Annotated in this window: 26 protein-coding genes and 1 pseudogene; 20 read left to right on the top strand and 7 right to left on the bottom strand. The window is 75.0% G+C overall.

What is annotated here, in order from left to right; genetic code table 11:
* The first annotated feature begins 228 nt into the window (after window positions 1-228).
* Genes LV78_RS25945 through LV78_RS25930 form a run of 4 tightly spaced genes read left to right on the top strand, consistent with a single transcriptional unit; the run spans window position 229 to window position 2,340 of the window.
* Window positions 229-975, top strand: a complete 747-nt coding sequence (locus LV78_RS25945) for an ABC transporter ATP-binding protein (protein WP_253848233.1) — start codon at window positions 229-231, stop codon at window positions 973-975.
* Window positions 972-1,625 carry a hypothetical protein gene (locus LV78_RS25940; protein WP_253848232.1) on the top strand — a complete coding sequence of 218 codons (654 nt, stop codon included), beginning with the start codon at window positions 972-974 and terminating at the stop codon, window positions 1,623-1,625. Before LV78_RS25945 ends, LV78_RS25940 begins: the two co-directional genes overlap by 4 nt.
* A gap of 5 nt (window positions 1,626-1,630) precedes the next feature.
* Window positions 1,631-1,885: a hypothetical protein gene (locus LV78_RS25935; protein WP_253848231.1), complete on the top strand. Its 255-nt coding sequence runs from the start codon at window positions 1,631-1,633 to the stop codon at window positions 1,883-1,885.
* Complete coding sequence (locus tag LV78_RS25930) at window positions 1,882-2,340, top strand: hypothetical protein (RefSeq protein ID WP_253848230.1); 459 nt, start codon at window positions 1,882-1,884, stop codon at window positions 2,338-2,340. Before LV78_RS25935 ends, LV78_RS25930 begins: the two co-directional genes overlap by 4 nt.
* A gap of 10 nt (window positions 2,341-2,350) precedes the next feature.
* Here LV78_RS25930 and LV78_RS25925 read toward each other — a convergent pair whose 3' ends face one another.
* Complete coding sequence (locus LV78_RS25925; protein WP_253848229.1) at window positions 2,351-3,520, bottom strand: hypothetical protein; 1,170 nt, start codon at window positions 3,518-3,520, stop codon at window positions 2,351-2,353.
* Between the two features lie 135 nt (window positions 3,521-3,655).
* Between LV78_RS25925 and LV78_RS25920 the strand changes: the two genes are divergently transcribed.
* The 6 genes and pseudogenes from LV78_RS25920 (at window position 3,656) to LV78_RS25895 (ending at window position 9,299) form a co-directional block, all read left to right on the top strand.
* Window positions 3,656-4,420, top strand: coding sequence for an SIR2 family NAD-dependent protein deacylase (locus tag LV78_RS25920; protein ID WP_253848350.1), 765 nt, complete (start codon window positions 3,656-3,658; stop codon window positions 4,418-4,420).
* A gap of 57 nt (window positions 4,421-4,477) precedes the next feature.
* Window positions 4,478-5,068: pseudogene (locus tag LV78_RS25915) on the top strand (carbonic anhydrase family protein); the annotation flags it as partial.
* A 90-nt stretch (window positions 5,069-5,158) separates the two neighbouring features.
* The gene (locus tag LV78_RS25910) at window positions 5,159-6,691 is read left to right on the top strand and encodes an AMP-binding protein (protein ID WP_253848226.1); all 1,533 of its coding nucleotides are present in this window, start codon (window positions 5,159-5,161) and stop codon (window positions 6,689-6,691) included.
* A gap of 133 nt (window positions 6,692-6,824) precedes the next feature.
* Entirely contained in the window at window positions 6,825-8,108 is a 1,284-nt protein-coding gene (locus LV78_RS25905) for an NlpC/P60 family protein (RefSeq protein ID WP_253848225.1), read from the top strand.
* Between the two features lie 157 nt (window positions 8,109-8,265).
* On the top strand, window positions 8,266-8,859 hold the full coding sequence (locus LV78_RS25900) for an RNA polymerase sigma factor (protein ID WP_253848224.1): 594 nt from the start codon (window positions 8,266-8,268) through the stop codon (window positions 8,857-8,859).
* Complete coding sequence (locus LV78_RS25895) at window positions 8,856-9,299, top strand: hypothetical protein (protein ID WP_253848223.1); 444 nt, start codon at window positions 8,856-8,858, stop codon at window positions 9,297-9,299. The genes LV78_RS25900 and LV78_RS25895 overlap by 4 nt, the downstream gene beginning before the upstream one ends.
* A gap of 1,034 nt (window positions 9,300-10,333) precedes the next feature.
* Here the strand turns inward: LV78_RS25895 and mobA are convergent.
* Together mobA and LV78_RS25885 are read right to left on the bottom strand one after the other, a co-directional pair.
* Entirely contained in the window at window positions 10,334-10,918 is a 585-nt protein-coding gene (mobA, locus tag LV78_RS25890; protein ID WP_308208761.1) for a molybdenum cofactor guanylyltransferase, read from the bottom strand.
* A gap of 150 nt (window positions 10,919-11,068) precedes the next feature.
* Window positions 11,069-11,713, bottom strand: coding sequence for a class I SAM-dependent methyltransferase (locus LV78_RS25885; RefSeq protein ID WP_253848222.1), 645 nt, complete (start codon window positions 11,711-11,713; stop codon window positions 11,069-11,071).
* A 154-nt stretch (window positions 11,714-11,867) separates the two neighbouring features.
* On the opposite strand from LV78_RS25885, the gene LV78_RS25880 reads away from it, so the two are divergent.
* From LV78_RS25880 to LV78_RS25865, 4 genes are all read left to right on the top strand, one after another.
* Entirely contained in the window at window positions 11,868-12,908 is a 1,041-nt protein-coding gene (locus tag LV78_RS25880) for an AAA family ATPase (protein ID WP_253848221.1), read from the top strand.
* Between the two features lie 140 nt (window positions 12,909-13,048).
* Entirely contained in the window at window positions 13,049-13,930 is an 882-nt protein-coding gene (locus LV78_RS25875) for a DUF58 domain-containing protein (protein ID WP_253848348.1), read from the top strand.
* Window positions 13,930-14,895, top strand: coding sequence for a VWA domain-containing protein (locus LV78_RS25870; RefSeq protein ID WP_253848220.1), 966 nt, complete (start codon window positions 13,930-13,932; stop codon window positions 14,893-14,895). Before LV78_RS25875 ends, LV78_RS25870 begins: the two co-directional genes overlap by 1 nt.
* Complete coding sequence (locus tag LV78_RS25865) at window positions 14,892-15,464, top strand: DUF5655 domain-containing protein (protein ID WP_253848219.1); 573 nt, start codon at window positions 14,892-14,894, stop codon at window positions 15,462-15,464. The genes LV78_RS25870 and LV78_RS25865 overlap by 4 nt, the downstream gene beginning before the upstream one ends.
* A gap of 4 nt (window positions 15,465-15,468) precedes the next feature.
* On the opposite strand, the gene LV78_RS25860 is transcribed toward LV78_RS25865, so the two are convergent.
* The 3 genes from LV78_RS25860 to LV78_RS25850 are packed head-to-tail and all read right to left on the bottom strand — an operon-like array spanning window position 15,469 to window position 18,367.
* Window positions 15,469-16,371 (bottom strand): TAXI family TRAP transporter solute-binding subunit, encoded by a 903-nt coding sequence (locus LV78_RS25860; RefSeq protein ID WP_253848218.1) that lies wholly within the window; start codon window positions 16,369-16,371, stop codon window positions 15,469-15,471.
* The gene (locus LV78_RS25855) at window positions 16,368-17,708 is read right to left on the bottom strand and encodes a sensor histidine kinase (RefSeq protein WP_253848217.1); all 1,341 of its coding nucleotides are present in this window, start codon (window positions 17,706-17,708) and stop codon (window positions 16,368-16,370) included. Before LV78_RS25855 ends, LV78_RS25860 begins: the two co-directional genes overlap by 4 nt.
* A 5-nt stretch (window positions 17,709-17,713) precedes the next feature.
* On the bottom strand, window positions 17,714-18,367 hold the full coding sequence (locus tag LV78_RS25850) for a response regulator transcription factor (protein WP_253848216.1): 654 nt from the start codon (window positions 18,365-18,367) through the stop codon (window positions 17,714-17,716).
* A 54-nt stretch (window positions 18,368-18,421) separates the two neighbouring features.
* Here LV78_RS25850 and LV78_RS25845 point away from each other — a divergent pair, with 54 nt between their 5' ends.
* Window positions 18,422-19,171: an ANTAR domain-containing protein gene (locus LV78_RS25845; RefSeq protein ID WP_253848215.1), complete on the top strand. Its 750-nt coding sequence runs from the start codon at window positions 18,422-18,424 to the stop codon at window positions 19,169-19,171.
* Here LV78_RS25845 and LV78_RS25840 read toward each other — a convergent pair whose 3' ends face one another.
* Complete coding sequence (locus LV78_RS25840) at window positions 19,172-19,741, bottom strand: DUF998 domain-containing protein (protein ID WP_253848214.1); 570 nt, start codon at window positions 19,739-19,741, stop codon at window positions 19,172-19,174. It lies immediately after the preceding gene.
* Between the two features lie 120 nt (window positions 19,742-19,861).
* Here LV78_RS25840 and LV78_RS25835 point away from each other — a divergent pair, with 120 nt between their 5' ends.
* From LV78_RS25835 to LV78_RS25815, 5 genes are all read left to right on the top strand, one after another.
* Window positions 19,862-20,167: a type VII secretion target gene (locus LV78_RS25835; protein ID WP_253848213.1), complete on the top strand. Its 306-nt coding sequence runs from the start codon at window positions 19,862-19,864 to the stop codon at window positions 20,165-20,167.
* Window positions 20,164-24,501 carry an RHS repeat-associated core domain-containing protein gene (locus LV78_RS25830; RefSeq protein WP_253848212.1) on the top strand — a complete coding sequence of 1,446 codons (4,338 nt, stop codon included), beginning with the start codon at window positions 20,164-20,166 and terminating at the stop codon, window positions 24,499-24,501. The genes LV78_RS25835 and LV78_RS25830 overlap by 4 nt, the downstream gene beginning before the upstream one ends.
* A 27-nt stretch (window positions 24,502-24,528) precedes the next feature.
* Window positions 24,529-25,032 (top strand): hypothetical protein, encoded by a 504-nt coding sequence (locus LV78_RS25825; RefSeq protein ID WP_253848211.1) that lies wholly within the window; start codon window positions 24,529-24,531, stop codon window positions 25,030-25,032.
* A 142-nt stretch (window positions 25,033-25,174) separates the two neighbouring features.
* Window positions 25,175-25,855 carry a hypothetical protein gene (locus tag LV78_RS25820; protein ID WP_253848210.1) on the top strand — a complete coding sequence of 227 codons (681 nt, stop codon included), beginning with the start codon at window positions 25,175-25,177 and terminating at the stop codon, window positions 25,853-25,855.
* Window positions 25,856-25,951: 96 nt separating this feature from the next.
* Window positions 25,952-26,392 carry a YbaB/EbfC family nucleoid-associated protein gene (locus tag LV78_RS25815; RefSeq protein WP_253848209.1) on the top strand — a complete coding sequence of 147 codons (441 nt, stop codon included), beginning with the start codon at window positions 25,952-25,954 and terminating at the stop codon, window positions 26,390-26,392.
* Window positions 26,393-26,441 lie beyond the last annotated feature (49 nt).

The following is a 26,441-nucleotide window of genomic DNA, read 5'->3' as shown; positions in this document are numbered from 1 at the left end:
TCGCCCTAAACAGTACGCGTGTCCTGTATTCGGGTTCAAGCTGACCCGCGAGGTTGGTCGGCGGTGGCGGTGGTGCTGCGGGGACCCGCTGGGGCCGGTGACCTCGGGCGGCGTGGCGGGTCGGGGCGGGCCGCGCCCGGTGGGAGGGTGTCGCGGGTGAGCGGCTGGGGGCTGGGTGGCGTGCGCGGTGCGGCCGGGGATGGCGCGGTCGGGGATAGTGCGGCCCGGTTGGCCGGGGTCGGCAAGCGGTACGGGCGCGGGCCCTGGGTGCTGCGCGGGGTCGACCTGGACGTCGGGGCGGGCGAGCTGGTCGTGGTCGCGGGTGGCAACGGCGCGGGCAAGTCCACGCTGCTGCGCGTCGCGGCCGGGCTGACCAGGCCCGACGAGGGGCGGGCCACGCGCGCGGACGACGTCGGCTACCTGCCCGAGCGGTTTCCCCCCGACGTGCGGTTCTCCGCGCGGGACTACCTGCGGCGCCTCGCCTCGGTGCGCGGGGTGGCCGACCGGTGGGAGCTGGTGGAGGCGCTCGGGTTCGCGGGTGATCCGGACGGGCCGATGTCCGCGCTGTCCAAGGGCAACGCGCAGAAGGTCGCGCTCGCCCAGGCCCTGCACGCGCGCGGGCTCCTCGTGCTGGACGAGCCGTGGTCCGGGCTGGACGCGAGCGCGGGCGCCGCGCTGGTCGGGCTGCTCGCGCGGGCGCGGGAGGACGGGGCCGGGGTGCTGGTCACCGACCACACCGGGCGCGAGCCGGCCGGGGCGCGGCACTTCGCGCTCGGCGGCGGGCGGGACCGGGTGGTCGTGATCGAGCTCGACCGGGCGGGGGCGGTGTTCGAGCAGGTCAGGGCGGCGGACGGGGTGCTGGTGGCCGAGCGGGGCGGGGACGGGGTCCGGGTGGAGGTCGAGCCGGGGCGCAGCGACGAGGTGCTGGCGCTCGCGCTGCGGCTGGGGTGCTCGGTGCGCGGGGTGCGGTCGTGAGGACGCTCGCGCTGGTGCGGTACCTGGTGGCGGACGTCGCGCGCGGGCAGCGGTTCCTGCCGCCGGTGCTGCTGCTCCTGGCGGTGCTCGCCATGCTCTACGCCGGGGACGCGGGCGAGGCGCCGCAGGCCTACATCGGGTCGAGCGCGCTGCTATACCCGGTGTCGGTGTGGCTCGCGATCGTGGTCGCGGGGTCGGAGGACCCGGTGCGGCACGCGGTCACCGTGACGGCCTCGGGCGGGTGGGCGCGGGCGCGGGTCGGGGTGGCGCTGGCCGCGCTGGTGTGGGCGTGCGGGGCGGCGGTGCTGGGCACGCTGGTCCCGGTGCTGACGCAGAGCAGGCCCTACCCGGCGGCGGTGGTGCTGACCGGGCTCGCGGCGAACCTGGTGTGCGCGGTCGCCGGGGTCGGCGTCGGGCTGCTGTGCGCGCGACCGGTGGTGGTGCGGGCCGGGTGGACCGCCGTGGCCGCGCTGGCGCTGACCGTCGCCGCCTACCCGCTGGGGCCGGTGCCGCCGGTCGGGGCGGTGCTCGGGGCGCTCGGCGGGCGGGTCGCGCCCGTGCCCGCGCTGGGCTGGTCGGCGGTGATCGCCTCGGGCCTGGTGGTGGCCGCTACCCTGGCTGCTCGGGTGATCGGATCGCGCAGGGGGTGACCTGGATGGGGACCACCGGACCGGGGCCGTGGGACATCGTCGGCCGGAGCGCTGGCGGGCGCGGGGCGCGAGGTCCCGTCGAACGGGCCTCCGACAGCGGGAAGGGCTGCGTCGACCGGGGGTCGGCGTCGTCCTCCGACTGCGTCGGCGGGGCGCCCTCGGCCAAGCCGGGCGGGGCCGGGCGCTCGGGGATCGGGTTGACCGGCCTGATCGCGATCGGCCTCGCCATCGCGGACGCGGCCAAGGGCAGGCGGAGATGAGCCCCCGGCTGCGGCTCGTGGACGGGGTGCGCCCCGACGAGCCGGACCTGCCGGTGCCGGTGCTGCTGGTCGACCCCGGTGGGACGCCGGGGGAGCGGGCCGTGGCGGCGCTGCGCAGGCACTGCGTCGAGGGCGTCGGCGTGCTGTTCCTGATGGGCAGCGACGGGTGGGCGCGGCAGGAGCTGCGCGACGGGGTGCTGGTGGTGGAGATCGCGGCGCACCCGTTCACGCTCGGGCAGGTCGACGTGGACCCGGAGGACTTCCCCGAGCGCGTCGGCGACTCGGTGCTGCTGCTGCGGGCGGAGGCGGAGGTCGACCCGGAGCGGTTCGCCCGCGCGGCCGGGGAGACCGCGCTGCTGGCGGCCGGTCCCGAGGTGGAGCTCGCGGACGCGCTGGCAGGCGCGGCGCGCAAGGTCCTGCTGCTGGGGCCGCCACCGGCCGCGGTGCCCCGGTAGCCGCGCCCGCTCAGCCGGTCCGGGCGAACGCCGCCAGCAGCACCCCGACGTCGGCCGGGGCCAGTGCGGGGGCGGCGGTCAGTGCTGCTCGCACGAGCGTGCGGGCCGGGCTGACGTGCCACCCGCCGGACCCGCGCGTCGCCACCACGGGCACCCCCTCGGTGACCAGCCGCTCCAGCACCCGCGCCAGGACGTCCAGGGTCTCCGGTGGCGCGTCCGGCGGGGTGAGCAGGGCGGCCAGGTCGTTCGCGCACAGCGGCCGGGTTGGTGTGTCCGGGGTGTAGCAGGCGCCCTCGCGGGTGAACCGGCCGCTCGCGCCCCCGGTGGTCAGGGTCAGCGCCCGGACCACCGCGTGGGCCCCCTCGGGGGTCTCGGACACGTCGACCTCGATGTCCCGCACGCCCACCGCGCTCGGCACCGCCCCGGCCAGGTCCACGAGCGCCGGTCCGGCGGCCTGGACGGCGCCCATCTCGTCCGGCGGCAGGAGCGCGATCGCGGTGGTCAGGTCGCCCCCGGCCACCGCCTCGGCGAACCGGCGCACGGCCGCTCCCGGCGAGCTCTCGGCGATCGGCGCGATCCCCCGCCGAGGCCAGTCGAGCCCGTGGCCGTCCAGCAGGGCGTGCACGGCGGTGCGCAGCGCGCTCGCGTACCACCGACCGCCGACCTCGACGGTGGCGATCTCCACCGGCGCGCCCCGCCGCGCGCCCAGCTCGCCGAAGTCGACCGTCCACCCCCGCCCGTCCGGCGACGCCCCGAGCGCCTCCGCCAGGCTCCCGGTCACCACGTCCCCGGCGGCGGCCGACGTCGTCAACCAGCCGCCCACCACCTCGGTGACGGCCGCCCGCTCGCCGATCCGGCGGGTCCCGCCCACCGCGACGCCCCCGCCGCGCACCGAGGGCAGGGCGCTGATCAGCGACAACCTGCTCCCCTCCGCGACGACCGCGCGGCCGTGGTCGACGACCACCGCGGCCTCCGCGGGCGCCAACGCCCCCAGCGCGCCCGCGAGGTCGTTCCCGGCGAGCGCCCCGAGGAACCCCGCCACCACCTCGGCGGGCCCGTCGCCACCGGCGTCGGACGTGCCGGACCGCACCGCCTGACCGGCGACCAGACCCCCCGACAGCACCCCCGCCACCAGCGCGAGCACCCCGAGCGCCCGCCCGACCGAACCCCGACGCACCACCCGCGACCACCGCCCGTGTCATCCGAAGCGCACGCCCGCGAACCGGAGAGCCGGGCACGGTCATGCTCGCACCGACCCGGCTTCCGGTCCCGGCGCGCGACGTGACACGGTGGTGTGGTGACGCCCCAGGAAGCGATGGCCGCTGCTCGTCGGATCACGGTCCTGACCGGGGCGGGCGTCTCCACCGAGTCGGGCATCCCGGACTTCCGTGGGCCGCACGGGTCGCTGAGCGGGGTCACCGAGGCGGGGCGGTCCTACACCCCCGAGGAGTACCTGAGCGACCTCGGGGTGCGGCGGCGGGTCTGGTTGGCCCGGCTGCACCACCCGATGTGGGTCGCCGAGCCTAACGGGGCGCACCGGGCGCTGGTCGAGCTGCAGCGGACCGGGCGGCTGCGGGCGCTGCTGACGCAGAACGTCGACGGGCTGCACCAGCGGGCCGGGGCGCGGGGGGTCGTGGAGCTGCACGGGTCGCTGCTGCGGACGGCGTGCACCGACTGCGGGTCGCCGGGGGACATGCGGGAGGCGCTGGAGCGGGTCAGGGGCGGGGAGGACGACCCGGACTGCCCGGCCTGCGGCGGGGTGCTGCGGGCCACCACGGTCGCGTTCGGGCAGCCGCTCGACCCGGACGTGCTGCGGGCGGCCCGCGCCGCCGTGGTGGACTGCGACCTGCTGCTGGTCGCCGGGACGTCGCTGGTGGTCAGCCCGGCGTCGGACCTGGTGCCGCTGGCGGCCCGCGCCGGTGCGGCGGTGCTGATCTGCAACGGGGAGCCGACGCCGTGCGACCCGCTGGCGAGCGCGCTCGACCGGCGGCCGGTCGGGGTGTCGCTGCCCGAGCTCGTGGCCGTGCCGGTGACCGGCGAGGGGCCGGTGCGCACCTGGGGCGACCCGAGCACCTGGTGACGCGCCGGGGGCGAACCCCACCAACGGGTTAGTCGACCGGCGCGGGGACCGGGGGTCTGGTCTTCTGCCGGTGTGCGCAACGCTTCCTCCTGGCAGTCACCGGTCAACCTCCGTGCGCCCATCGTCGTCCCCGGCGCGAGCGGGTCGCTCGACCTGCGGTGGGAGAGGGGGAGCCAGCGGTTCGACGTCGTCGCCGAGCCGCACGGGCAGCGGTTCCGGCCGGTCGTCGCGCAGGAGGCCGCGCTCGGGGACGAGGTGTTCCGGCTCGCCAACGTGCACTTCCACCGGCCCGGCGAGCACTGGGTCGACGGGGAGCCGCAGCAGGCCGAGCTGCACGCGGTGCACGTCCGGGCCGAGCGCGCCCTGCACGTCCTGATCGTCTCCGTGCTGCTGCGGTACGAGGCCGACGGCGAGGGCGGCGCGCCCACCTCGTTCGACCTCGGCGCGCTCCTGCCGGGGCGGCGCGCCTTCTACCGGTACGAGGGCTCGCTCAGCACCCCCGACCACAGCGAGAACGTCAGCCACGTCGTGTTCGCCGAGCCCGTCCAGGTCGCCGACCAGCACCTCGCCCGGTTCATCGCGGGCCGCGCCGACCGGGCCCGCTCGCCCCAGGACCTCGGGCGGCGGTTCCTGCTGCTCTGCGAGTGAGCGCGCGCCTGCGCGCACTGAACCGATCCGCCGCCAACTGAGACGCATCGTCCCTGGTCAGCGGCCCCCGGCTCGGAATAACGTCGGCGGATGCGCGTACCGCTGACCGTTGCGGACTTCCTCGACCGGGCCGAGGTCGCCTTCGCCTCGACCACCGCCGTCGTCGACGAGCCGCACCAACCCGCGCCACCCGTCCCCACCACCACCTACGCCGGGTTCGCCGACCGCGTCCGCGCCTGGCAGGCCGGGTTCGACGCGCTCGGGATCGGCGAGGGCGAGCGGATCGCCGTGGTCAGCCACAACTCGGCGCGGATGCTCGAACTCCTGCACGCCGTGCCCGGCAGCGGGCGGATCTGCGTGCCCGTGAACTACCGGCTGCGCCCCGCCGAGGTCGCCCACATCGTCGAGCACAGCGGGGCCACCGCGCTCCTGGTCGACCCGGAGCTCGAACTCGGCGGCGTCCGCGCCCCGCACCGCTTCACCCTCGGCGCGCACACCGAGGAGGAGCTGATGCTCTTCGGCGTCGCACCGCGCCCGTGGCGCGAACCCGACGAGGACGCCACCGCCACCGTCAACTACACCTCCGGCACCACCGCCCGGCCCAAGGGCGTGCGGCTGACCCACCGCAACGTGTGGATCAACGCGGTCACCTTCGCCATGCACACCCGCGCCTGGGAGCGGGACGTCTACCTGCACGTCCTGCCGATGTTCCACTGCAACGGCTGGGGGATGCCCTACGGGTTGGCGGGTCTCGGGGTGCCGCAGGTGGTGCTGCGCAAGGTCGACGGCGACGAGATCCTGCGCCGCGTCCGCGACCACGGCGTCACGCTCATCTGCGGCGCCCCCGCCGTGTGGAGCGCGGTGCTCGACGCCGCCGCCCGCTGGGACGGCGAGATCCCAGGGCGGGGCGCGGTGCGGGTGGTGTGCGCGGGCGCCCCGCCGCCCAGCCGCGTCATCGCCCGGATCACCGCCGAGCTGGGCTGGGAGTTCCTCCAGATCTACGGCCTGACCGAGACCGCGCCGCTGCTCACGTTCAACCGCGCCCGCCCCGAGGACGACGGGCTGACCGACGAGGAGCGCGCCCGCAAGCTCTCCCGCGCAGGCGCGCCCGCGCTCGGCGCCCGCCTGCGGATCTCCGACACCGGCGAGGTGCTGGCCCGCTCGAACGTGGTCATGGACTGCTACTGGGACAACCCCGGCGCCAGCGCGGAGGCGCTGGACGGCGGCTGGTTCCACACCGGCGACGGCGGGCACGTCGACGACGACGGACACCTGGTGATCTCCGACCGGAAGAAGGACGTGATCATCACGGGCGGCGAGAACGTCGCCTCCGTGGAGGTGGAGGACGCGCTGTACGACCACCCGGCGGTCGCCGAGGCCGCCGTCATCGGCGTCCCGCACGAGAAGTGGGGCGAGACGGTCAAGGCGCTCGTCGTGCTCGCCGACGGCGCGTCCGCCACCGAGGCCGAGCTGATCGCGCACTGCAAGCAGCGGCTGGCCGGGTACAAGGCCCCGACGTCGGTGGAGATCCGGGACGCCATCCCGCGCACCGCCACCGGGAAGGTGCAGAAGTTCAAGCTCCGCTCGCCCTACTGGAGCGACCTCAACCGCGAGGTCAACTGATCGTGCGCGTCAGCCACCCGTGTGGTTGAAGTTGCCCGTGTGGCGCTGAAGGCCCTCGTGGGGCGGTGGCACAGTCTCCGTCGAGGTGTTGCGCCGAACGGCGCAACGGGTCGACGCGGCGGAGGCGGGAGCGGTGGGTCGGTGGACGGGTTCCGGTGTGGTCGCGCTGGTCGCTCTCCTCGTCCTGACGGGACAGTCAGCGGCTGTCCCCCCGCCTCCGCCCAACCCCAGCGACAGCGAGATCAGCGAGGGCCACGAGGCCGCTGACGCCGCCGCGGCGCGCGTCGGGGAGCTGAACAGCAAGCTCAGCGAGGCCGAGTCCCGCCTGCAGGCGCTGGACAGCGAGGTCGCGTACAAGATGGAGCTGGCGAACAAGGCGCGGGTCGACCTGGACATCGCGCGCGGCGCCGCCGACTCCGCGCGCGCCGAGGCCGACTCGGCCCGCGCCCAGTCCGACGCGGCGTTCGAGGCGGTGGAGCGCTCCCGCACGGCGCTGGACGAGTTCGCCGCCGCCAGCTACGAGCACGGCAGCGCGCTGGGATCGGTCACCGCCTACTTCGGCGCGACCAGCCCCGAGGACCTGCTGGCGCGCGCCCAGCTGCTGGAGGCGGTCGGCGGGTTCGGGCTGGACACGCTCGATGACCTGCACAAGGCCCAGGACGAGGCGGCCAACAAGGACTCCGCGGCGCGGGCCGCGCGCGGTGAGGCGGAGAAGAAGGAGAAGGCGGCCGACGACGCGCAGCGCGCAGCCGAGGGCGTGATGGCGGCGGCGGTGCAGGCGCAGCGGGCGCAGCGCGAGCAGGCGGGCGCGATCGAGCAGGAGCGCGGCCGGGTGCAGGGGGAGCTGGAGCAGGCGCTCGGGTCCGTGGAGGGGCTGGAGTCGCAGCGCGAGCGGTACGGGCGGTGGTTGGAGGACAAGCGGCGCGAGGACGCCGCCGCCGCTGCCTTCCGGCCGCCCGTGGTGATCGCGCCACCGGCGGGTGGGGGCGGGCCGGTCGGCGAGGGCGTGGAGACGGTGATCGCGCGGGCCATGACCCAGATCGGGGTGCGCTACTCGTGGGGCGGGGGGAACTACACCGGGCCCACGGTGGGGGTGCGGGACGGCGGCGAGGGCGACGTCCACGGTGACTACTACTCGGTGGGGTTCGACTGCTCCGGGTTGATGATGTACGCGTTCGCGGGGGTGGGGATCTACCTGCCGCACTACTCGGGGTACCAGTACACGTCGGGCGACCGGGTGCCGCTGGAGCAGGCGCGGCGGGGGGACATGCTGTTCTGGGGGCCGGGCGGGGGGACGCACGTGGCGCTGTACCTGGGGGACGGGATGATGCTGGAGGCGCCCTACTCGGGGTCGGCGGTCAAGGTGTCGCCGGTTCGGTACAGCGGGATCGTGCCTTACGTGACGCGGTTGCTCTGAGGTTTTTGCGCTGGGTTTTTCGCTTGGTTTTTGCGCTTGGTTTTCTTGTTGGGCTTGGGATTCGGGAGCGGGGCCGTGCCACTCTGGCGCGGTCCCGCTTTTTCGGGTCGTGAACCTCGCGGGCCCGTTCGGCGACTGAACCGGGCGAGGAGGTCACATGGACAACGACGAGCTGCTCGTCCTCCGCTGCAAGCTCGGTGAGCGGGACGCCTGCGCCGAGCTGGTGCGGGGGTGGCACCCGGTCGTGGAGCGGTACGTGGCCCGGATGCTCGGGCGCGCCGACGACGACGCGGTCCAGGAGGTGTGGATCGGTGTGTTCGCCGGGTTGCCGAAGCTGCGCGACGCGGGGCGGTTCACGCCCTGGCTGTACACGATCGCCCGGCGCGCGGTGGTGAACCGGTTGCGCGGGTCTTACCGGGAGCCTCGGGTCGGGTTGTTGGACGGGGACGGTGGGGTTGGTGGGGTCGGGGGGAGCGGCGGCGGGGCCGGTGGTGGGTTCGGTGGTGGGTTCGGTGAGCCCGCCGTCGATCCGGTCGCGGATCTGGTGCTCGACCGGGAGGCGGTCGCGGCGGGGCTTGCGGACCTGCCGCCGCTGGAACGCGAGGTGATCGTGCTGTTCCACCTCGAAGATCTGGCGCTGGAGACCTGCGCGCACGTGTGCGGCGTGCCCGTGGGCACCGTCAAGTCCCGGCTCAACCGGGCACGCGGCCTGCTGCGGGCCGCACTGGAGCGGAAGGGGTACCCGGCGTGAACCCGGAGGACGTTCTCGGCGGGCTGCGGCCCGTGCTGTCGCTGCGGCGGCGGGTTGGTTACCTGCTGGTGGGGCTTGGGGGGTTGGTGGGGGCTTGTTTGATCGGGGTGCTGTGGGCGACCGAGGCCGCGCTGCCGGTGCGGACGGCGGCGTCGTTCGCGGTGTTGATGGTGATCGGGGTCGGGTGGGCGGGGTTCGCGTTGTGGGTGCTCACCCGGAGGGCGCCGTTGTACGCGCGTGATCGGGTGGTGGCGGCTTGGTTGGGGGGTGCGGCCTGGGCGGTGTTCTCGGTCGGGGCGCTGGTGATCGTGCGGGGGGCGGCCGGGGGGTGGCTGCTCGGGGTGATCGGGGGGCTGGGGGTGGTGGCTGTGGTGAACGGGTGGTTCGCGGGGCGCGAGCGTGCTCGGTTGCTTCGGCGGGTTCGGGAGTTGCGGGGGTGAGGGTGGGGTGGTTTGCGGTTGAGGGGTGGTGACGGGGGAGTGGTGTGGCTTGTGGTGGCTGGGGGGTGGGGTGGCGGGTGCCGGTTGGTTGAGCGGTCGGTGGCGGGGGCCAGTCGGTTGAACGGTCCGTTCAACCGGGGGTGAACGGACCGTTCACCCCTCAAGCCAGCAAACTGCCCTCCGTTCAAGCGTTGAACGGTCCGTTCAATAACGTTGAACGGACCGTTCAACTTTCAAGCTGGCAGTCCGCGCTCCAGCGACACGATGAACGGTCCGTTCACCCCGCCCTCCATCACCCCGCCCTCCATCAGTCTGTCTCCGGCAGTTCGCCCTCCGGCAGTGCGCCCTCCGGCAGTTCGCGCTCCGACAGAGTGGTGAACGGACCGCTCACCTCGCAGACCAGCAGTCCGTCCCCTGGCAGAGCGGCGAACAGCCCGATTACCCCACAAGTCAGCAGCCCGCCCCTCAGTAGCGCGGTAAACAGCACGATTAGCCAGTGAGTCAGCAGTCGCCCCTGGTGGGGAGTGAACGGTCCGTTCAACTCGTAGTGAGCTGTCCGATCGTTGCTGTTTGGCCGGTCCGTTCATTGCTTCGCCGAGAGGCAGGGGTGAGGAGTGTTGTCTCCCCGGTTGAACGGTCCGTTCAACCGAGGAGGGGAGCTTTTGGTCGAGGTGAACGGTCCGTTCACCTGTGGGTTGAACGGACCGTTCGTCGCCCTCCTGAGGTGGGGGAAGGGGTGTCGGGGTGCTGGAGTGTCGGTTGAACGGTCCGTTCAACCGGGGCGGTGGACCTTTGATCGAGGGTGAGTGGTCCGTTCGCCGGGGGGGCGATTGCGGGACCTGGTGGAGTGGGCCGAGCGGCTTCCGATGGGGCCTGTGCCGAGTGGCGTCTGAAGAGGCTTGGGCCGAGTGATGCCTGATAGGGCCATGAGTCGCGTGGGACTGATGTGTGGCCCAAGGGACGCGGTGTGCGGGTGCGGGGCGGTGTGCGGGGCGGCTGGGTGTGCCTGAGCAGTGGCCGTTTGAGGTGAGGGGTCAGTGCTGGTCGGCTAGGTCTTGAGGGGTGTCCACGTCCTTGGACTCCGCCTCGGTCGCGGGGAGTCTGGTTTCCACCAGTTCCGCCAGCACCGCGCGCATCGGGGCGTTCCTCGGGTCCTGGGGCAGGGCGGCTCTCAGCTCCTCGGTTCGCCACACGCCGGTCAGCCACTGGGTTCTGCCGTCCGCGTCCACCAGAACGGTGTTCGGGCCCGAGGTCAGGAGGCGGGACACGGTGGATGCCGTCACGCCCGGTTGGTCTACCGCCAGGACTACCACGCACGGGTGTTCCACCAGGGCCACGCCTGCTGCCAGACCTGCCAGTGGGCCGCCGCCCGGTGGGGATTCGCGGGTCCACTGGACGTCGGGTTCGTTCTTCGGGGCGCCCACCACGATCACCTGGGCGGCGTTGGAGACCGCGTCCAGGGCGTGTCTGAGCAGGGTTCGGCCTCGGACCACCAGGTCCGACTTGTCCACCCCGCCCAGTCTGCTGCCGCGACCGCCGCTCAGGACTACGGCTGACCACGCGGCACGCGCGGTGCCTGAGGCGCCTGCGGCATCAGCGGTACCTGCGGTACCGGACACGCCGGCCAGGTCTGCCGTACCGGCCACGTCCGGTCCGCCTGCCGTGCCAACCCCGCCAACCCCGCCAACCCCGCCGGCCGAGCCAGACTCGCCGGCCGCGCCCGCCCCGCCAACCCCGCCGTTGCCCACCCGCTCCACCACGCCGCCAGGCTAGCGCCGCCGCAGCAAGAACCCGTGCTCGCGCAGCTCCTCCAGCCCGAACTTCTCCACCATCCGGTGCCCCGGCTGCGCCTCGTCCACCCAGTGCTCGATCTCGAACGCCTCCCCGTAGTACCCGGCCACCTCCCCCGGCCCCACCGAGAACGGTGGCGAGTCCAGGGCCGGGCGGTACTCCAGGGTGTTCAGGAAGTACCTCGTCCCCGGTTCCGCCAGCTCCAGGATCTTCGCCACGTACCGGCCCCGCATCGCCTCCGGGAACGCGATCAGCGCGGCCCGGTCGTACACCACGTCCACCCTCCCCAGGTCGCCCCTCCCCAGGTCGAACAAGCTCTGGTTCCGGATCGTCAGGTTCCCCGCCGTGAACACGCCCTCGTCCACCTCGGTCGGCGACAGGCCGTTCTCCGCGAAGAACTCCTCCACCGCCCGCCCGACCAGTTCCACGCCGACCACCCGTTCCGCCCGCTCGGCGAAGAACAGCAGGTCGACCGTCTTCCCGCACAGCGGCACCAGCACCACCCGCCCCTCCAGGGGGACGCGCTCGGCCAGCAGCTCGGCGTGCGGGTGCACCCTCCTCAGGTGGAAACTCGTGCGGGACCCGCCCTCGGCCCACGAGTCCACCCAGAACTCCTCTTCCACAACCTGCGACGATAAGCCCGCCCGCGCCCCGCGCCGGTTACCCGATCGGGCGGTGTCCCGAGCGGGGGCGCTGGTCGGCAGGGGGGTCTTCACAAGGTCCATACCGGCCGGGGGCGACACTGGGAAAGTCGCACAACCCCGTCTAGGAGGACCCTTGTCCGAGCCCGCCGCCGAGGCGCACACCACGCCGGCTCGTGACGCCCAGCTGCTCGAACGCACCGTGTTCGAGGTCAAGCGGGTGATCGTCGGCCAGGACCGGCTGGTCGAGCGGATGCTCGTCGGCCTGCTCGCGAAGGGCCACCTGCTCCTGGAGGGCGTGCCCGGCGTCGCCAAGACCCTGGCCGTGGAGACCTTCGCGACCGTGGTGGGCGGCAGCTTCTCGCGCGTGCAGTTCACGCCCGACCTCGTGCCCGCCGACATCCTCGGCACCCGCATCTACCGGCAGGCCAGCGAGAGCTTCGACGTGGAGCTCGGCCCGGTCGTCGCGAACTTCGTCCTCGCCGACGAGATCAACCGCGCGCCCGCCAAGGTCCAGTCCGCGATGCTGGAGGTCATGGCCGAGCGGCACGTGTCCATCGGCGGCAAGACCTTCCCGATGCCCACGCCGTTCCTGGTGCTGGCCACCCAGAACCCGATCGAGAACGAGGGCGTCTACCCGCTCCCCGAGGCCCAGCGCGACCGGTTCCTGTTCAAGATCCAGGTCGAGTACCCCACGGCCGAGGAGGAGCGGGAGATCGTCTACCGGATGGGCGTCGAGGCCCCCGTCCCGCAGCAGGTGCTCAGCCCGGACGAGCTGGTGCGGCTGCAGGGCGTGGCCTCGCGGGTGTTCGTGCACCACGCGCTGGTGGACTACGTGGTGCGGCTGGTCATCGCGACCCGCGCGCCCAAGGAGCACCAGCTCAACGACGTCGCCGGCTGGGTCGCGTACGGCGCCTCGCCGCGCGCCAGCCTCGGCATCATCGCCGCCTCGCGCGCGCTGGCCCTGGTGCGCGGGCGCGACTACGTGCTGCCCCAGGACGTCGTGGACGTGGTGCCGGACGTGCTGCGGCACCGGCTCGTGCTGTCCTACGACGCGCTCGCCGACGGCGTCCCGCTGGACCACATCATCACCCGCGTCCTGCAGACCGTGCCGCTGCCGCAGGTGTCGGCCCGGCCCCAGGCAGGCGGCGCGCCGCAGCCCGTGGGCAGGCCGTGACCGCAGCCGACCACCCCACCGCAGGACCGGGAGCGCAGGCCTCGGGGGCGCAGAACCCCAGCGGGCTGAACCCCGACGCGGAGCCGGAGAGCGCGGCGGACCGGCCCCACTGGGCCCCGCCCGCGCTGCACGGCGGTCGCATGGAGGCCGCACTGCGCACCCTGGAGCTGGAGGTCAACCGGCGGCTCGACGGGCTGCTCCAGGGCAACCACCTCGGCCTGGTCCCCGGACCCGGCTCCGAGCCCGGCGAGGCCCGCCCGTACCAGCCCGGCGACGACGTGCGCCGGATGGACTGGGCGGTCACCGCGCGCACCACCGTCCCGCACATCCGGGAGACCGTCGCCGACCGCGAGCTGGAGACGTGGGTCGCCGTCGACCTCTCGCCCAGCCTCGACTTCGGCACCGCCGCGTGCGAGAAGCGCGACCTGGTCGTCGCGGGCGTCGCGGCTGCCGCCCACCTGACCAGGGGCGGCGGCAACCGGATCGGCGCGCTGGTGTCCACCGGCGAGCAGGTCGTCCGCGTCCCCGCGCGCGGCGGCCTCGCGCACGCCCGAGGGCTGGTGCGCAAGGTCGCCGAGACGCCCAGGGCGCCCGAGGGCACCAGGGGCGACCTCGCCCAGCTCGTGGAGCAGCTGCGCCGACCGCCGCGCAGGCGCGGGCTGGTCGTGGTGATCTCCGACTTCCTGGGCGAGCTGGAGTGGCAGCGACCGCTGCGCGCCCTGTCCGCCCGGCACGACCTCCTGGCGATCGAGGTCGTCGACCCGCGCGACATCGACCTGCCCGACGTGGGCACCGTCGTGCTGTCCGACCCGGAGACCGGGCGGCAGCGCGAGGTGGTCGCCTCGCCGCTGCTGCGCCGCGAGTTCTCGGCCGCCGCCGCCGAGCACCGCGCCGAGGTCGCCGCGGGCCTGCGCCGCGCGGGGGCCGGACACCTGGTGCTGCGCACCGACTCGGACTGGATCGCCGACACCGTGCGCTTCGTGGTCGCCCGCAAGCGCCGCTGGTCGGGAGGGGTGGCCTGATGAGCCTGTCGGGATTCGCCTCGGCGTGGTGGTTCCTGCTGCTGCTGGTCGTCGCAGGCCTCGCGGCGCTGTACGTGGTGCTCCAGCGGGTGCTGCGCAAGCGCTCGCTGCGGTTCGCGAACCTGGCCCTGCTGGAGCGCGTCGCGCCCAAGAGGCAGGGCTGGTACCGGCACGTGCCCGCCGCGTTCCTGATGGTGGCGTTCATCCTGCTGACGGTCGCGCTCGCCGGGCCGACCGCCGAGCAGAAGGTGCCGCGCAACCGGGCCACCGTGATGCTGGTGATCGACGTGTCGCTGTCCATGAAGGCCACCGACGTGCAGCCGACCCGCCTGGAAGCGGCGCAGGTCGCGGCCAAGTCGTTCGCGGAGGGGCTCACGCCGGGCATCAACCTCGGGCTGATCTCGTTCGCGGGCTCGGCCACGGTGCTGGTCGCGCCGACCACGGACCGCTCGGCGGTGTCGCAGGGCATCGACGGGCTCAAGCTCGCCCAGTCCACCGCCACCGGTGACGCGATCGTCGCGGCGCTGTCCGCGATCGACTCGTTCGGCAAGGTCGTGGGCGGCGCGGACGGACCGCCACCGGCGCGCGTCGTGCTGATGACGGACGGCAAGGAGACCGTCGGCACCCGCAAGGCCACCGACGCCGCCGGGGACGCCAAGGAGGCGGGCATCCCGATCTCCACGATCTCCTTCGGCACCGAGCGCGGCAGCGTCGACATCAACGGCAAGGCGCAGGAAGTGCCGGTGGACGACGAGTCCATGAAGGAGATCGCGAAGATCTCCGGCGGCGAGTTCTTCAAGGCGGCGTCCGCCGAGGAGCTGCGGCGGGTGTACGACACGCTCGGCGAGCAGATCGGCTACGAGAAGAAGCAGGCCGACGCCAGCAGGCCGTGGCTCATCGCGGGCACGCTGGTCGGGATGCTCGCCGTGGCCGGGGCCCTGCTCCTCGGGCAACGCCTGCCTTGACGACCGCGCGTGCGTGGCAGGAGGTGGCCGACTGGTCGGCCACCCTGCTGCGCAGGCAGACCGGGGCCGGGGTGCCGGAGTGGAACCGGCGGGTCCTGGGGTGCGGCGAGGGGACCGAGGCCGGGGTCCGGCGGTGGCTGCGGGAGCGCGGGGTGCTCGGGTACCCGCAGCTGCTGCTGGTGATGGAGCGGTTCGGCCGCCCAGGGCCGCTCGGCGGGGTCGCCTCCGGGGTGCTGGCCGCGCAGTACGCGGGGCGGCCCGAGCTGCGGCCGGTGCTGGAGCGGCTGGTCGCCGAGGGCGGCACGTTCGGGGCCCAGCACGTGCAGGTCCGGCGCACGCACGTGGCGCTGGTGACCCCTCGGCGGACCTACGCGGTGCTGCGGCCGGTCGGGCGGGACCGGGTGGACCTCGGGCTGCGGCTGGCCGGGCAGGAGCCGGTGGGGCGGCTGTCGGCCGTCGCGGTGTCCGGGAACGCCTCGCTGACCGTGCGGATCGCGGTGACCAGCGCGGACGAGGTGGACGGCGAGACCGTCGACTGGCTCCGCCGGGCCTACTCGGAGAACCGCTAGCCGGTCAGCCGTGCAGGTCGCGGTACGCGGACGCGGCGCCGGGGTGCAGGGGGACGCCGTGGGTGGTGATCAGGCTGCGGACGTCCAGGAACTGCGCGCCGAGCGCCTGGTGGGGGACCAGGGACGCGGCTCGGCCCGCGAGGGTGCGCGCGGTGGCGCCCGCGGTGGCCTGCGGCAGGTCCGGGCGGCAGACCAGCAGGTTCGCCACGCCGATCGTGCGCACCTCGGTCGTGGCGCCGTAGACGCCCGCCGGGACGGTGACCTGCTCGTAGTGGTCGCCGCCGAGCGCGCGCAGCGCGGGCAGGACGTCGGCCAGGGGGAGCAGGCGGACCCCGCCCAGGTCGGCGAGCACGGGCGTGGGGACGCCGCCCGACCACAGCAGCGCGTCGATCCGGCCCGCCGCCAGCTCGCGCGCGGCGGTGCGGAACGGCAGGTGGTCCACGCGGGTGGTCCGGTGCAGGTCAAGGGCGGTGAACAGGCGGTCGCCCGCCAGCGCGGCGCCCGAGCCCGGCGCGCCCAGCGAGACCCGCAGGCCGCGCAGGTCGCTCGCCGCGCGGGCCGGGGAGTCGGCGGGGACGACGAGTTGCAGGTAGTTCTCGTACACGCGGCCCAGCGCGCGCAGGTCCTCGGCCTCCTGGGCGGCGTCGGCGAGGGTCAGCGCCAGGTCCGCCTGGCGGGCGGCCAGCAGGCGGAGGTTGTCGCGGCTGCCCTCGGTGGGGCGCGGGGTGGCCGGGAACGGGAGCTGGGCGGCCAGGAGGGTGGCGAAGTCCAGGTAGAAACCGCCCTCCTCGCCCGCCGCGATCACGGTCGTGGCCTGCGGGGCGCTCGGGGCGCAGGTGGCCAGCAGCGGGGTCAGCGCGCAGGCCAGCAGGGCGGTGCGGCGCGGGAACGGCGGGCGGGCGGTCACAGCGGCGGCTCCAGGGGCAGTTCCACGCGGGCGCGCAGGCCGCCCGGCGAGGTGAGCAGCAACCGGCCGCCGCAGGCCCTGACCAGCTCGTCCGCGATCGCCAGGCCCAGACCGGTGCCGGTCGCACCGGTGTCGCCGCGCCAGAAGCGGGTGGTGGCGCGCGGCAGGGCCTCCTCGGGCAGGCCGGGGCCGTCGTCGTGGACCTCGAACCACGCCGTGCCCGCCGCGCGGTCCGCGCCCACCGCCACCCGCGCCGTCCCACCGTGCTTGTCGGCGTTGTCCAGCAGGACGTCCAGCACCTGCGCCACGTCCTCCGCGCGGCACCTGGCCAGCACCGGCAGCGGGGTCGGCGGGGGCGGGGGAGTGCGCCAGGCGTCGGCGCGGTCGGCCACCACGGCGCCCACGTCGCACAGCTCGTCGTGGTCGCCGCTCGCGGTCTCGGTGGTGCGGCTCTCGGCGGACGCCAGCGCCAGCAGGGCGTTCAGCATCGACTCCAGGCGGTCGGCCTCGGCCAGGCCCGCCGCGTACGCGCGCTCGCCCCTCGGGCGCACGTTCGGGGCCAGCGCGTCCAGCCGCAGCCGCAGGGCCGCCATCGGGTTGCGCAGCCGGTGCGAGGTGTCCGCGACGAGCGCGCGCTGGCGCTCCGCCGCCTCGCCCACGGTCTCGGCCATCCGGTTGAACAGCACGGCCAGCTCGCGCAGCTCCGGCGGTCCGCTCACCGCAGCCACCCGCGCGTTGCGGTGGCCCAGCGCCACCGCGCGCACCCCGGCCTCCAGCTCGGCGACCGGGCGCAGCAGCCAGCGGGTCGCGGCCACCACCAGCAGCACCGACCCGGCCGCCGCCGCCAGCGCGCCCAGCAGCACCCACAGCCAGCGGCGGGCCACGTCGGCGGCGGCCCGGTCCACGTTCGCCCGCAGCACCACCGCGCCCTCCACGCGGGTTCCGGTGCCGACCGGGCGGGCGAACACGACCTCGCCGGACGACCACGGCAGCACCGTCGGGACGGGGGCGGCGGGCTGGTTGCGCAGCGCCGCGTCCAGCGCGCCCGCCAGCTCGGGGGCGTCCGTCCCTGCCAGCGGGGCGCGGCGGGCGTCCACCACCAGCACCGGCTCCCCGTACAGCTCGGCGTGGGCGCGGACCTCGGCCGCCAGCGGCACCGCGTCGCCGGTCGCGCGGCTCTGCTGGGCCAGCGCGGCGAACCGGTCCAGGTCGGCGGTGCGGTCCAGCGCGAACCGCTGGGTGCGCTCGGCGGCGGTCGTGGCCAGGAGGGGGACCGCGAACCCGGCCACCGCCGCCGACGAGAACAGCAGCAGCACCAGCAGCAACCGGCGGCGCACCCGGCTCAGCCGCCCAGCCGGTAGCCGAAGCCCCGGATCGTGGTGATCAGCCCCGGCCGGTCCAGCTTCGCCCGCAGGCCCGCCAGGTGCACGTCCAGGGAGCGGGACACCGCGAGGTAGGCGTCGCCCCACACCTCGTCCATGAGCTGCTGCCTGCTCACCGCCGTGCCCGCCCGGCTGGCCAGCGCGGCCAGGACCGCGAACTCCTTGGCGGTGAGCCTCGCCTCCGCGCCCGCGACCAGCACGCGCCTGCCCGCCAGGTCGATCTCCACGTCGGCCACGCGCACGCGCTCTGTCGCGCTCGTCACGGCTGTGCGCCTGACCACCGCGTCCATCCGCGCCAGCAGCTCGCCCAGGCGCACCGGCTTCACCAGGTAGTCGTCCGCGCCCAGCCGCAGGCCCCGCACGACGGACCGCTCGTCGCCGCGCGCGGTCAGCACCAGCACCGGCGCGGACCCCACCAGCCGCAGCTTCCGCAGCACGTCAAGGCCGTCCACGTCGGGTAAGCCGAGGTCCAGCAGCACCAGGTCGTGGTCCCGGTGGACCAGCAGCGCGTCCGCCCCGCGCCGGACCCGGCGCACCCGGTGGCCGTGGTCGCGCAACGCCTCCACGAGGGCGTCGGCGACGCCGTCGTCGTCCTCCACGAGCAGCACGCGCACGCGGCCCCCTTCCGGTGCGGGTGATTATGGCGTCCGGGGTGTAGACAATGCGGTGTGAACACCGATGCCACCGCCGCTGAGCACCTGGACGAGGCCAGTCAGGCGCTGGAAGACCTCATGGCTCAGCTCGCCGACGAGCACCCGCTCGCGGGCGTGCTGAACCAGCTCGCCGAGTCCGCCGTGCGGGTCATCCCCGACACGACGGCGGTCAGCGTCACGCTCGTGGAGGGCGAGGGCGGGCGCACCGCCGCCGCGACCGAGCAGCTGGTCGCGGACGTGGACGAGGTGCAGTACCGGGCCGGGTTCGGGCCCTGCCTGGAAGCGGCGCACTCGCTCAAGCCGGTGCGGGTGTCGGTGACCGAGGCGCGCGACCGGTGGCCCGACTTCGCCGACGCGGCCGAGCGGGCCGGGGCGCGGGCCTACCTGTCGGCCCCGCTGGTGGTGGACGTGGACGGGCACCGGCTGCTCGGGGCGCTGAACCTGTACAGCGAGGACGAGCACGGGTTCGACCCGTTCGACGAGGCGCTGCTGCGGCTGTTCACCACGGCGGCGTCCACGGCGATCACCGGGGCCCGGCGGTACGAGCGGTCCAGGGCGCTGATCGCGAACCTGCAGCGGGCGCTGCTGTCCCGCGCGGAGATCGACCAGGCCAAGGGGGTGCTGATGGCCGCGCACGGGATCGGGCCGGACGAGGCGTTCCGGAAGCTGGCGGAGGAGTCGCAGCGGCAGAACACCAAGCTGCGGGACGTGGCGAAGAACCTGCTGGAGTCGGTGCGCGCGTCGGAGGGCGCGGAACCCGCCTGATCAGGGCTGCCGGTCGGCGCGCAGCGCCAGGACGATCAGCCAGGTCCAGCCGAGCGCGTTGGTGAGGCGCTGCCACAGGCCGAAGGTGTCCGGTGACAGCGCGCCGACCGCGAAGGCCAGCGGCACGGCGGCGCCGACGGCGAGGCTGCAGCGGCGCCACCGGGGGGTGGGGCGCCAGCGGGCGGCGGTGAAGCAGGCGATGATCAGCGCGACCGAGCTGAGCGTGCCGGCGGTGTTGTGGACCGCGCCCTGCCAGGTGGGGGCGTCGGTGGGCACCGGGTCGGTCGGGAACGCGCCCGCGAGCGCCAGGCCCGCCCCGACCAGGGCGACCAGCGCGCCCGTCCAGCGGCCGACCCGGCTCGCCACGGCCGGTGCGGAGACCGCGATGAGCAGGCCGGACAGCAGGAAGTTCGTGGTCTGCACCCAGCCGCCCGCCCCGAGCGCGGCCTCGCTCACCGCGTCGCGGAGCGGGTCGTAGTCGGGCTTGACGGCGTCGTCGAGCAGGAGCAGCGCGAGGAACAGCGCCGAACCGGCCGCGCCGCACCAGAGCAGCGCGCGGTGGACGACCATGGGGTGAGGCTGGGGGGAACTTCCCCCGATCGGGGCATCCGGGGTGGGGAACCGGCCGGCGGCGCGGGGCGTCCACGGGACGGTGGGATTTCTGCGACTGCGACTGCCCTGGGGGATCGTGTGACCGGTTACGAAGCTGTGGCGGGGGAGATCGACGCGCTCGCCGGTCGGGTCGACGGGCTCGCGGGGCGGTTGACCGGGGCGGCCGACGCGGGGCGGACCGTGGCCATGAACGACTCCGCCTACGGGGTGATCTGCCAGCCGTTCGCGGCGCTGCTCCAGCCGTTCGAGGAGATGGGCGTGCAGGCGCTGTCCGCCGCGGCGGAGGCGGTGGCGGGGAACGCGGCGAAGCTGCGCGAGACCTCCCGCGAGTACGACCGGCGGGAGAGCGAGCAGTCGGCGGACTTCGACGGCATGAACGCGTGAACAGCCCTCTGGTGGCCACGCCCTCGGAGGACACCTCGGCGGTGGCCGGGATCGGGATCGCCGAGTCGTCGGTGGACCTGGCGAACGGGATCGCGGACGGGAACTGGGTCGAGGCCGGGCTCGGGGGTGTCGGGGTCGGGTTGGAAGTGCTGTCGATGGTGATCGACCCCGTCGGCACGGTGGCCTCGTACGGCGTGGGTTGGTTGATGGAGCACGTGCAGCCGCTCAAGGAGGCCCTGGACTGGCTTGCGGGTGATCCGCCGGTGATCCGGTCGTTCAGCGAGACGTGGGGCAACGTCGCGGCCGAGGTCAGGGCGGTGGCGGAGGAGTTGGGCAGGCAGGAGGCGGCTGGGTGGGAGGGCGAGGCGGCGCAGGCGTTCCGCCGTGCCAACGCCGAGACGGTTGACGCGATCGCCGGGGCCGGGGTGCTCGCGGAGGGCGTCGGGATCGGCGTGATGGCCATGGGCGAGGTCGTCGCCGCCGTCCGCGAGTTGGTGCGGGACCTGGTGGCCGAGCTGGTCGGCCGGTTGATCGCGTGGGCGTTGGAGGCGGTGGCGACCCTCGGCCTGGCCACGCCGGTGATCGTGGCGCAGGCGGTCACGGCGATCTCGCGGATGTGCTCGCGGATCGCGGACCTGGTGCGCAAGCTGGTGAAGACGATCTCGAACGTGGCTCCGCGCATCCGGGCGGTGGTGGACAAGCTCGGCGAGATCATGCGGAAGCTGGGCAAGCTCGGGCGTCGGGGCGACGCGCCCGGCGGCCCGGACGCGCCGAGTCCGGCGGGTGGCAGGCCGGCCACCCCCGACTCGCCCTCCGGCGCCACCAGCCCGTCAGGCGCCACCAGCCCGTCAGGCGCAACCTCACCCTCCGGCGCGAGCAGCCCGGACGCCCCGGCCAGGGCTCCTGGCGCCGACCAGCCCTCCGGGAGCACCTCGCCGACCGGGACGACCAGCCCCTCCGGGGCCACCTCCCCGAGCGGTGCGGGGAACCCCGCGCCCGGCAAGGGCGGCTCACCGGGCAAGGGCGACGCGCCGGCGCGCGACCAGGTCGACCCGCAGCGCGCCTGCCGCCCCGCCGAGAGCAAGTGCACCGGCGGCGACCCCGTCGACCTCGCGACCGGCGAGGTGCTGATGACGCAGGTCGACGTCGACCTGCCCGGCGCCCCCGACCTGCTCGTCCGCCGCACCCACGTGTCCGCCCACGCCACCGGCCGCGCGTTCGGGCCGCGCTGGACCTCCACGCTCGACCAGCGCCTTGAGATCGACGACCGGGGCGCCTGCTTCGTCGCCGACGACGGCCTGGTGCTGCTCTACCCGCACCAGGCGGAGACCGACGTCCCCGCGCTCCCCGAGCAGGGACCGCCGCTGCCGCTCACCAGGACCGCCGACGGCCACCACCTCACCAGGGACGGCCTGACGCTGGTGTTCAGCGGTCCCCCGCACGGTGAGCTGCCGCTGTCCGCGATCGTCGACCGCAACGGCAACCGGGTCGACGTCGACCGCGACGGGCACGGGGTCCCGGTCCGCGTCCGGCACTCGGGCGGGCGCGTCCTGGACGTGCTCTCCGCCGACGGCCTGGTCGTGGAGCTGCGGCTGCACGACCCGCGCGGCGGCGGCGTGCCGCTCGTGCGCTACCGGTACGACGACGCGCGCCAGCTCACCGAGGTCCACAACTCCTCCGGCGTCCCCGCGACCTTCCGGTACGACGCCGACGGCCGCCTCGCCCGCTGGGAGGACCGCAACGGCCGCTGGTACTCCTACTCCTACGACCGCGACGGCCGCTGCACCGGCGCGGACGGCTCGGGTGGCGCGCTGGCCTGCGCGATCGAGTACGACGGGCGCACCACCCGCTACCGCGACTCCCTCGGGCACGTGAGCACCTACGAGTTCGACGAGGCGTGGCGGCTCGTCCGCGACACCGACCCGCTCGGCGGCGTCACCGAGAGCACCTGGGGTCCGCGTTCCCGGCTGCTCACCCGCACCGATCCGCTCGGGCTCACCACCCGCTACGCCTACGACGACGCCGACAACGTCGTCGCCGTCACCCGGCCGGACGGCGCGACCACCACCATCGAGCAAGGCCCCCACGGCCTGCCGGTCGCCGTCGTGGAGGCGGACGGCTCGCGGTGGAGCCAGGAGCACGACGAGCGCGGCAACACCACCTCGGTCACCGACCCGGTCGGCGCCGTCACCCGGTACGCCTACGACGAGCGCGGGCACGTCCGCGAGGTCACCGACCCGCTCGGCAACACGCGGCGCGTGCTCACCGACCCGCACGGGGCGCTGCTGGCCGTGATCGAGCCGGACGGCGCCACCACCAGCTACACCAGGGACCTGTTCGGCCGCCCGACCTCGGTCATCGACCCCACCGGCAGCGCGGTCCACCAGACCTGGACCGTCGAGGGCCGCCCGCTCACCCGCACCCACCCGGACGGCGCGGTGGAGCGCTGGCGCTACGACGCCGAGGGCAACCAGGTCGAGCACACCGACCCGAACGGCGCCACCACGCGGCTGGAGACCACCCACTTCGACCTGCCCGCCGCCCAGGTCGGGCCGGACGGCGCGCGCCTGCGGTTCGACTACGACACCGAGCTGCGGCTCGTCGCCGTCACCGACCCGCGCGGGCTGGTGTGGCGCTACGAGTACGACGCCGCGGGCAGGCTGGTGCGCGAGACCGACTTCGACGGCCGCGTCCTCGGCTACCTGCGGGACGCCGCGGGCAGGCTCGTCGAGCGGGTCAACGGCGCAGGCCAGGTCGTGCGGTACGAGCGCGACGCGGTCGGCAACATCACCGCCCAGCGCACCCAGGACGGCGACGCGCTGTTCGAGCACGACCCGCTGGGCCGGATCACCAGGGCGGTCAACGCCGACGCCGAGGTGGTCATCACCCGCGACGCGGCGGGCCGGGTGCTCACCGAGACCGTCGACGGGCGCGCCGTCGTCTCGGAGCACGACCTCGCGGGCAGGCGGACCCGCCGCACCACCCCGGCCGGGGTGAGCACGCGCTGGGACTACGACAGCGCGGGCAGGCCGTCCGCGCTGACCGGGGCGGGCGGCCGGATCGGGTTCGAGCACGACCGGGCGGGCCGCGAGGTGCGGCGCGTCCTCGGCTCCGGCGCGGTGCTGGCCCAGCGGTGGGACGCGGGCAGGCGGCTGGCCGCCCAGAGCGTGCACGCCCCTGGGGGCCGGGTGCTGGCGCACCGCGAGTTCGCCTACCGGCCCGACGGCAACGTGGTGGGGGTGCGGGACGACCTCCTCGGGGCGCGGCGCTTCGACCTCGACCCGGTCGGCCGGGTGCGGGCCGTCGTCGGCGACGGGTGGCACGAGCGCTACGACTACGACGCGTCGGGCAACGTCCTGTCCGCGCGGTGGCCGGGCACGCCCCCGCGCGCCTCCGCCTACACCGGCGCCCTCGTCACGCACGTGGGCGGGACCGAGCTGCACCACGACCGGCAGGGGCGGCTGGCCGTCAAGCGGGACGGCGCGGCCGAGTGGCGGCACACCTGGGACCACGACGACCGGCTCACCTCGGTCACCACCCCGGACGGCTCGACGTGGCGCTACCGCTACGACGCCCTCGGCCGCCGCACCGCCAAGGAGCACTTCCCGCCGGGAGCGGACGCGCCCGTCGACCGGGTGCGCTTCACCTGGGACGGCGAGGTCCTCGTCGAGCAGGCCGCGGTGGCGGGCACCACCACCTGGGAGCACCTGCCAGGCAGCCACCGGCCGGTGGCGCAGGTCGAGCGGGACGAGGTCGACGAGCGGTTCCACGCCCTGGTCACCGACCTCGTCGGCACCCCCACCGAACTGGTGTCCGCGAGCGGCGCCGTCGAGTGGCGGGCCCGCTCGACGGTCTGGGGCGTGTCCCTGGACACCGGGCCCTCGGCGTCCAGGGTGCCGCTGCGCTTCCCCGGCCAGTACCACGACGCGGAGACCGGCCTGCACTACAACCACTTCCGCTTCTACGACCCCGCCGCGGGGCGCTACCTGTCGCCCGACCCGCTCGGGCTCGGCGGCGGGTTCGCCCCGCACGCCTACGTCCGCAACCCCGGCACCTGGTACGACCCGCTCGGCCTGACCGAGGACAGCCCGGTCGGCACGGTCGTCAACGATCGGGGCGTCCGGGTGCAGATCTACTCCAACGACCACGCCCCGCCGCACGCCCACGTCAAGGGCGGCGGCTCGGAGGTCCGGATCGGGCAGAACGGCAAGCCGCTCAGCGGAGACCCGGAGCTGAGCCCCAAGCAGCAGAAGGTCGTGGACGAGCACATCAAGGAGATCCGGGCGGCCATCCGCAAGGACATGCGGCGCCACCGCCCCTGCGCGGGCGGCTAGCGGCGCCGGATCGGGAGGAGAGCTGTGGTGGAGCACGACGGTTTCCGGGAGTTCGCCGCACTGGTCGGTGCGACCGGCGACCGGGTCGAGGAGGGCGTCCGCGACGAGCACGTGCGGCACGCGGTGTACCTGGAGGCGCTCGCCGCCGCCGGTCCCGGCGCCGACGTCGCGCTGATCGGGCGGGTGCTGGACGACCCGGACCGGGTCGTGGCGGAGGCCTCGGTGGTCCGGCACGTCGACCGGGTCGCGGCCGGGGCGGGCGCCGGGTTCGGCGCGTGGGCCGACGCGGTGCGCCAGGTCGTCGGCGAGCGCGCGTTCCCGCTGGCGCGGATCGAGGAGTGGCGGCTCTTCCTGGCCGTGCGGGACGGCGAGGCGGTCGACGGCGGGCGGCTGGTGGCGGCCTCGGACTGGTTGCAGCGCAAGGTGGTGGAGGAGCTGGCGGTCCCTGCGGCGCTGGAGGCGCTCGCCGAGGGCGGGCGGACCAAGCGGGTGCGCAACCAGGCGAGGAACAAGCTGGGGAAGCGCCGCTAGGGCGACTTTGTCACCGGGGTGAGCGGAACCGGGGCCGGACTTGCGGCCCGGAGGCGGAAAACGGTGCGGGGCGGCGGTTTTCCCGGTGCGCGCCGCTACAGTCCTGGGCGTCCCCGCAGCCGTGGACCCCTGGAGGCGGCCCGTGCGCGCTCGCGTCGGCGTTCTCGCGCTCTGCCTGGTCGCGTGCGCGCCCGAAGCGCCGCCCGCGCCCGCCGAACCCGGCTACCAGACCGCGCAGGCGCTCGCCGAGGCCGTGCTCGTCGCCGCCAGGGACGAGGGCGGCGTGCGCGTCCAGCTCGACCTCGCGGGCAACGGCAGCGGGCGGTGCGGGGTGCGGACCTCGGACTTCGCCGCCTCGTGCGCGGTCGCGCTCGCCGGGTCCGGGGAGGTCTCCTACGTGCTGTCCGGGGACGGGATCTTCGTGCGGATCCCCGCACTGAAGGCGGACAAGGCCTGGGTGCGGGTGGACCCGGAGGACCAGCGCAGCGCGCTCAGCCGGGCCATGGCGCAGGTCGCCGTGCGGGTCTGGGACAGCGCCGACGTGCGCAAGGCGCTGCCCGAGGCCGCGCGGATCGTGGAGCGGGTCGAGGAGGGCGTCGGCGGGGTCCCCGCCGTCCGGTACACGGTGCACGGTGACGCGGGCGGGAAGCCCGTCGTGACGCGGTTGTGGGTGGACGAGCGGGACCGGGTGCTGCGCAGCGAGGCCCGCACCTCGGTCACCGGCGGCGAACCGGTCGAGGTCGTCGCGACCTACCTGGACTGGGGCGAGCCCGTGGACGTCGTGCCGCCACCGGCCGAGCAGGTCGCCGCGCTGCCGCGCTGACGACCCTCACCCCTGTGGGCGGCTCGTGGTGGAAACGGGCCGCGACCGCCTCGCGGTGGCCTAGAGTCCCTGCTGCTACGGCGAAGGGGGAGAGCTGTGTCTGATCCGCTCGGAAACGCGCGAAGCCTCGTCGACGACTGGGAGCGCGGCGCGCAGGAGCGCGCGGCCAAGTACGAGGCCATGCGGGAGGCCACCGAGCGCATCTCGCTCACCGGGAGCGCGGCGGACGGCGCGGTCAAGGTCACGGTGGGGCCCAACGGGATTCCCAGCGACGTGGTCATGACCGACGGGGTGGCCAAGCTGCGGCCGGAGCAGATCGCCGCCGCCGTGCTGGAGGCGATGCGCGCGGCGCAGTCCGGGTACGCGGCGGAGCTGGCGCGGATCGTCGGGGAGACGGTCGGGGAGACGCCCGCCGGGCAGCACATCGTGGCCACCGCGCAGCGGAACTTCCCGCAGCCGGACGGGCCGGACGCGCCCGTGGTGCGGAAGCGGCCCCGCGACGACGGGGACTTCAGCGGGGAGAGCTACCTGGGGTGACCTCGGCCGCCCGGTCGCCACGTCCGCGCGCGTGGCGACCGGGTCCCGG

Origin of the sequence: Actinosynnema pretiosum (assembly GCF_024171695.1) — a bacterium.
In the GTDB taxonomy this organism is placed as follows: Bacteria; Actinomycetota; Actinomycetes; order Mycobacteriales; family Pseudonocardiaceae; genus Actinosynnema; species Actinosynnema pretiosum.
Note: the sequence above shows the minus strand (reverse complement) of the source record. Positions and strands in the feature narration are given on the sequence as shown.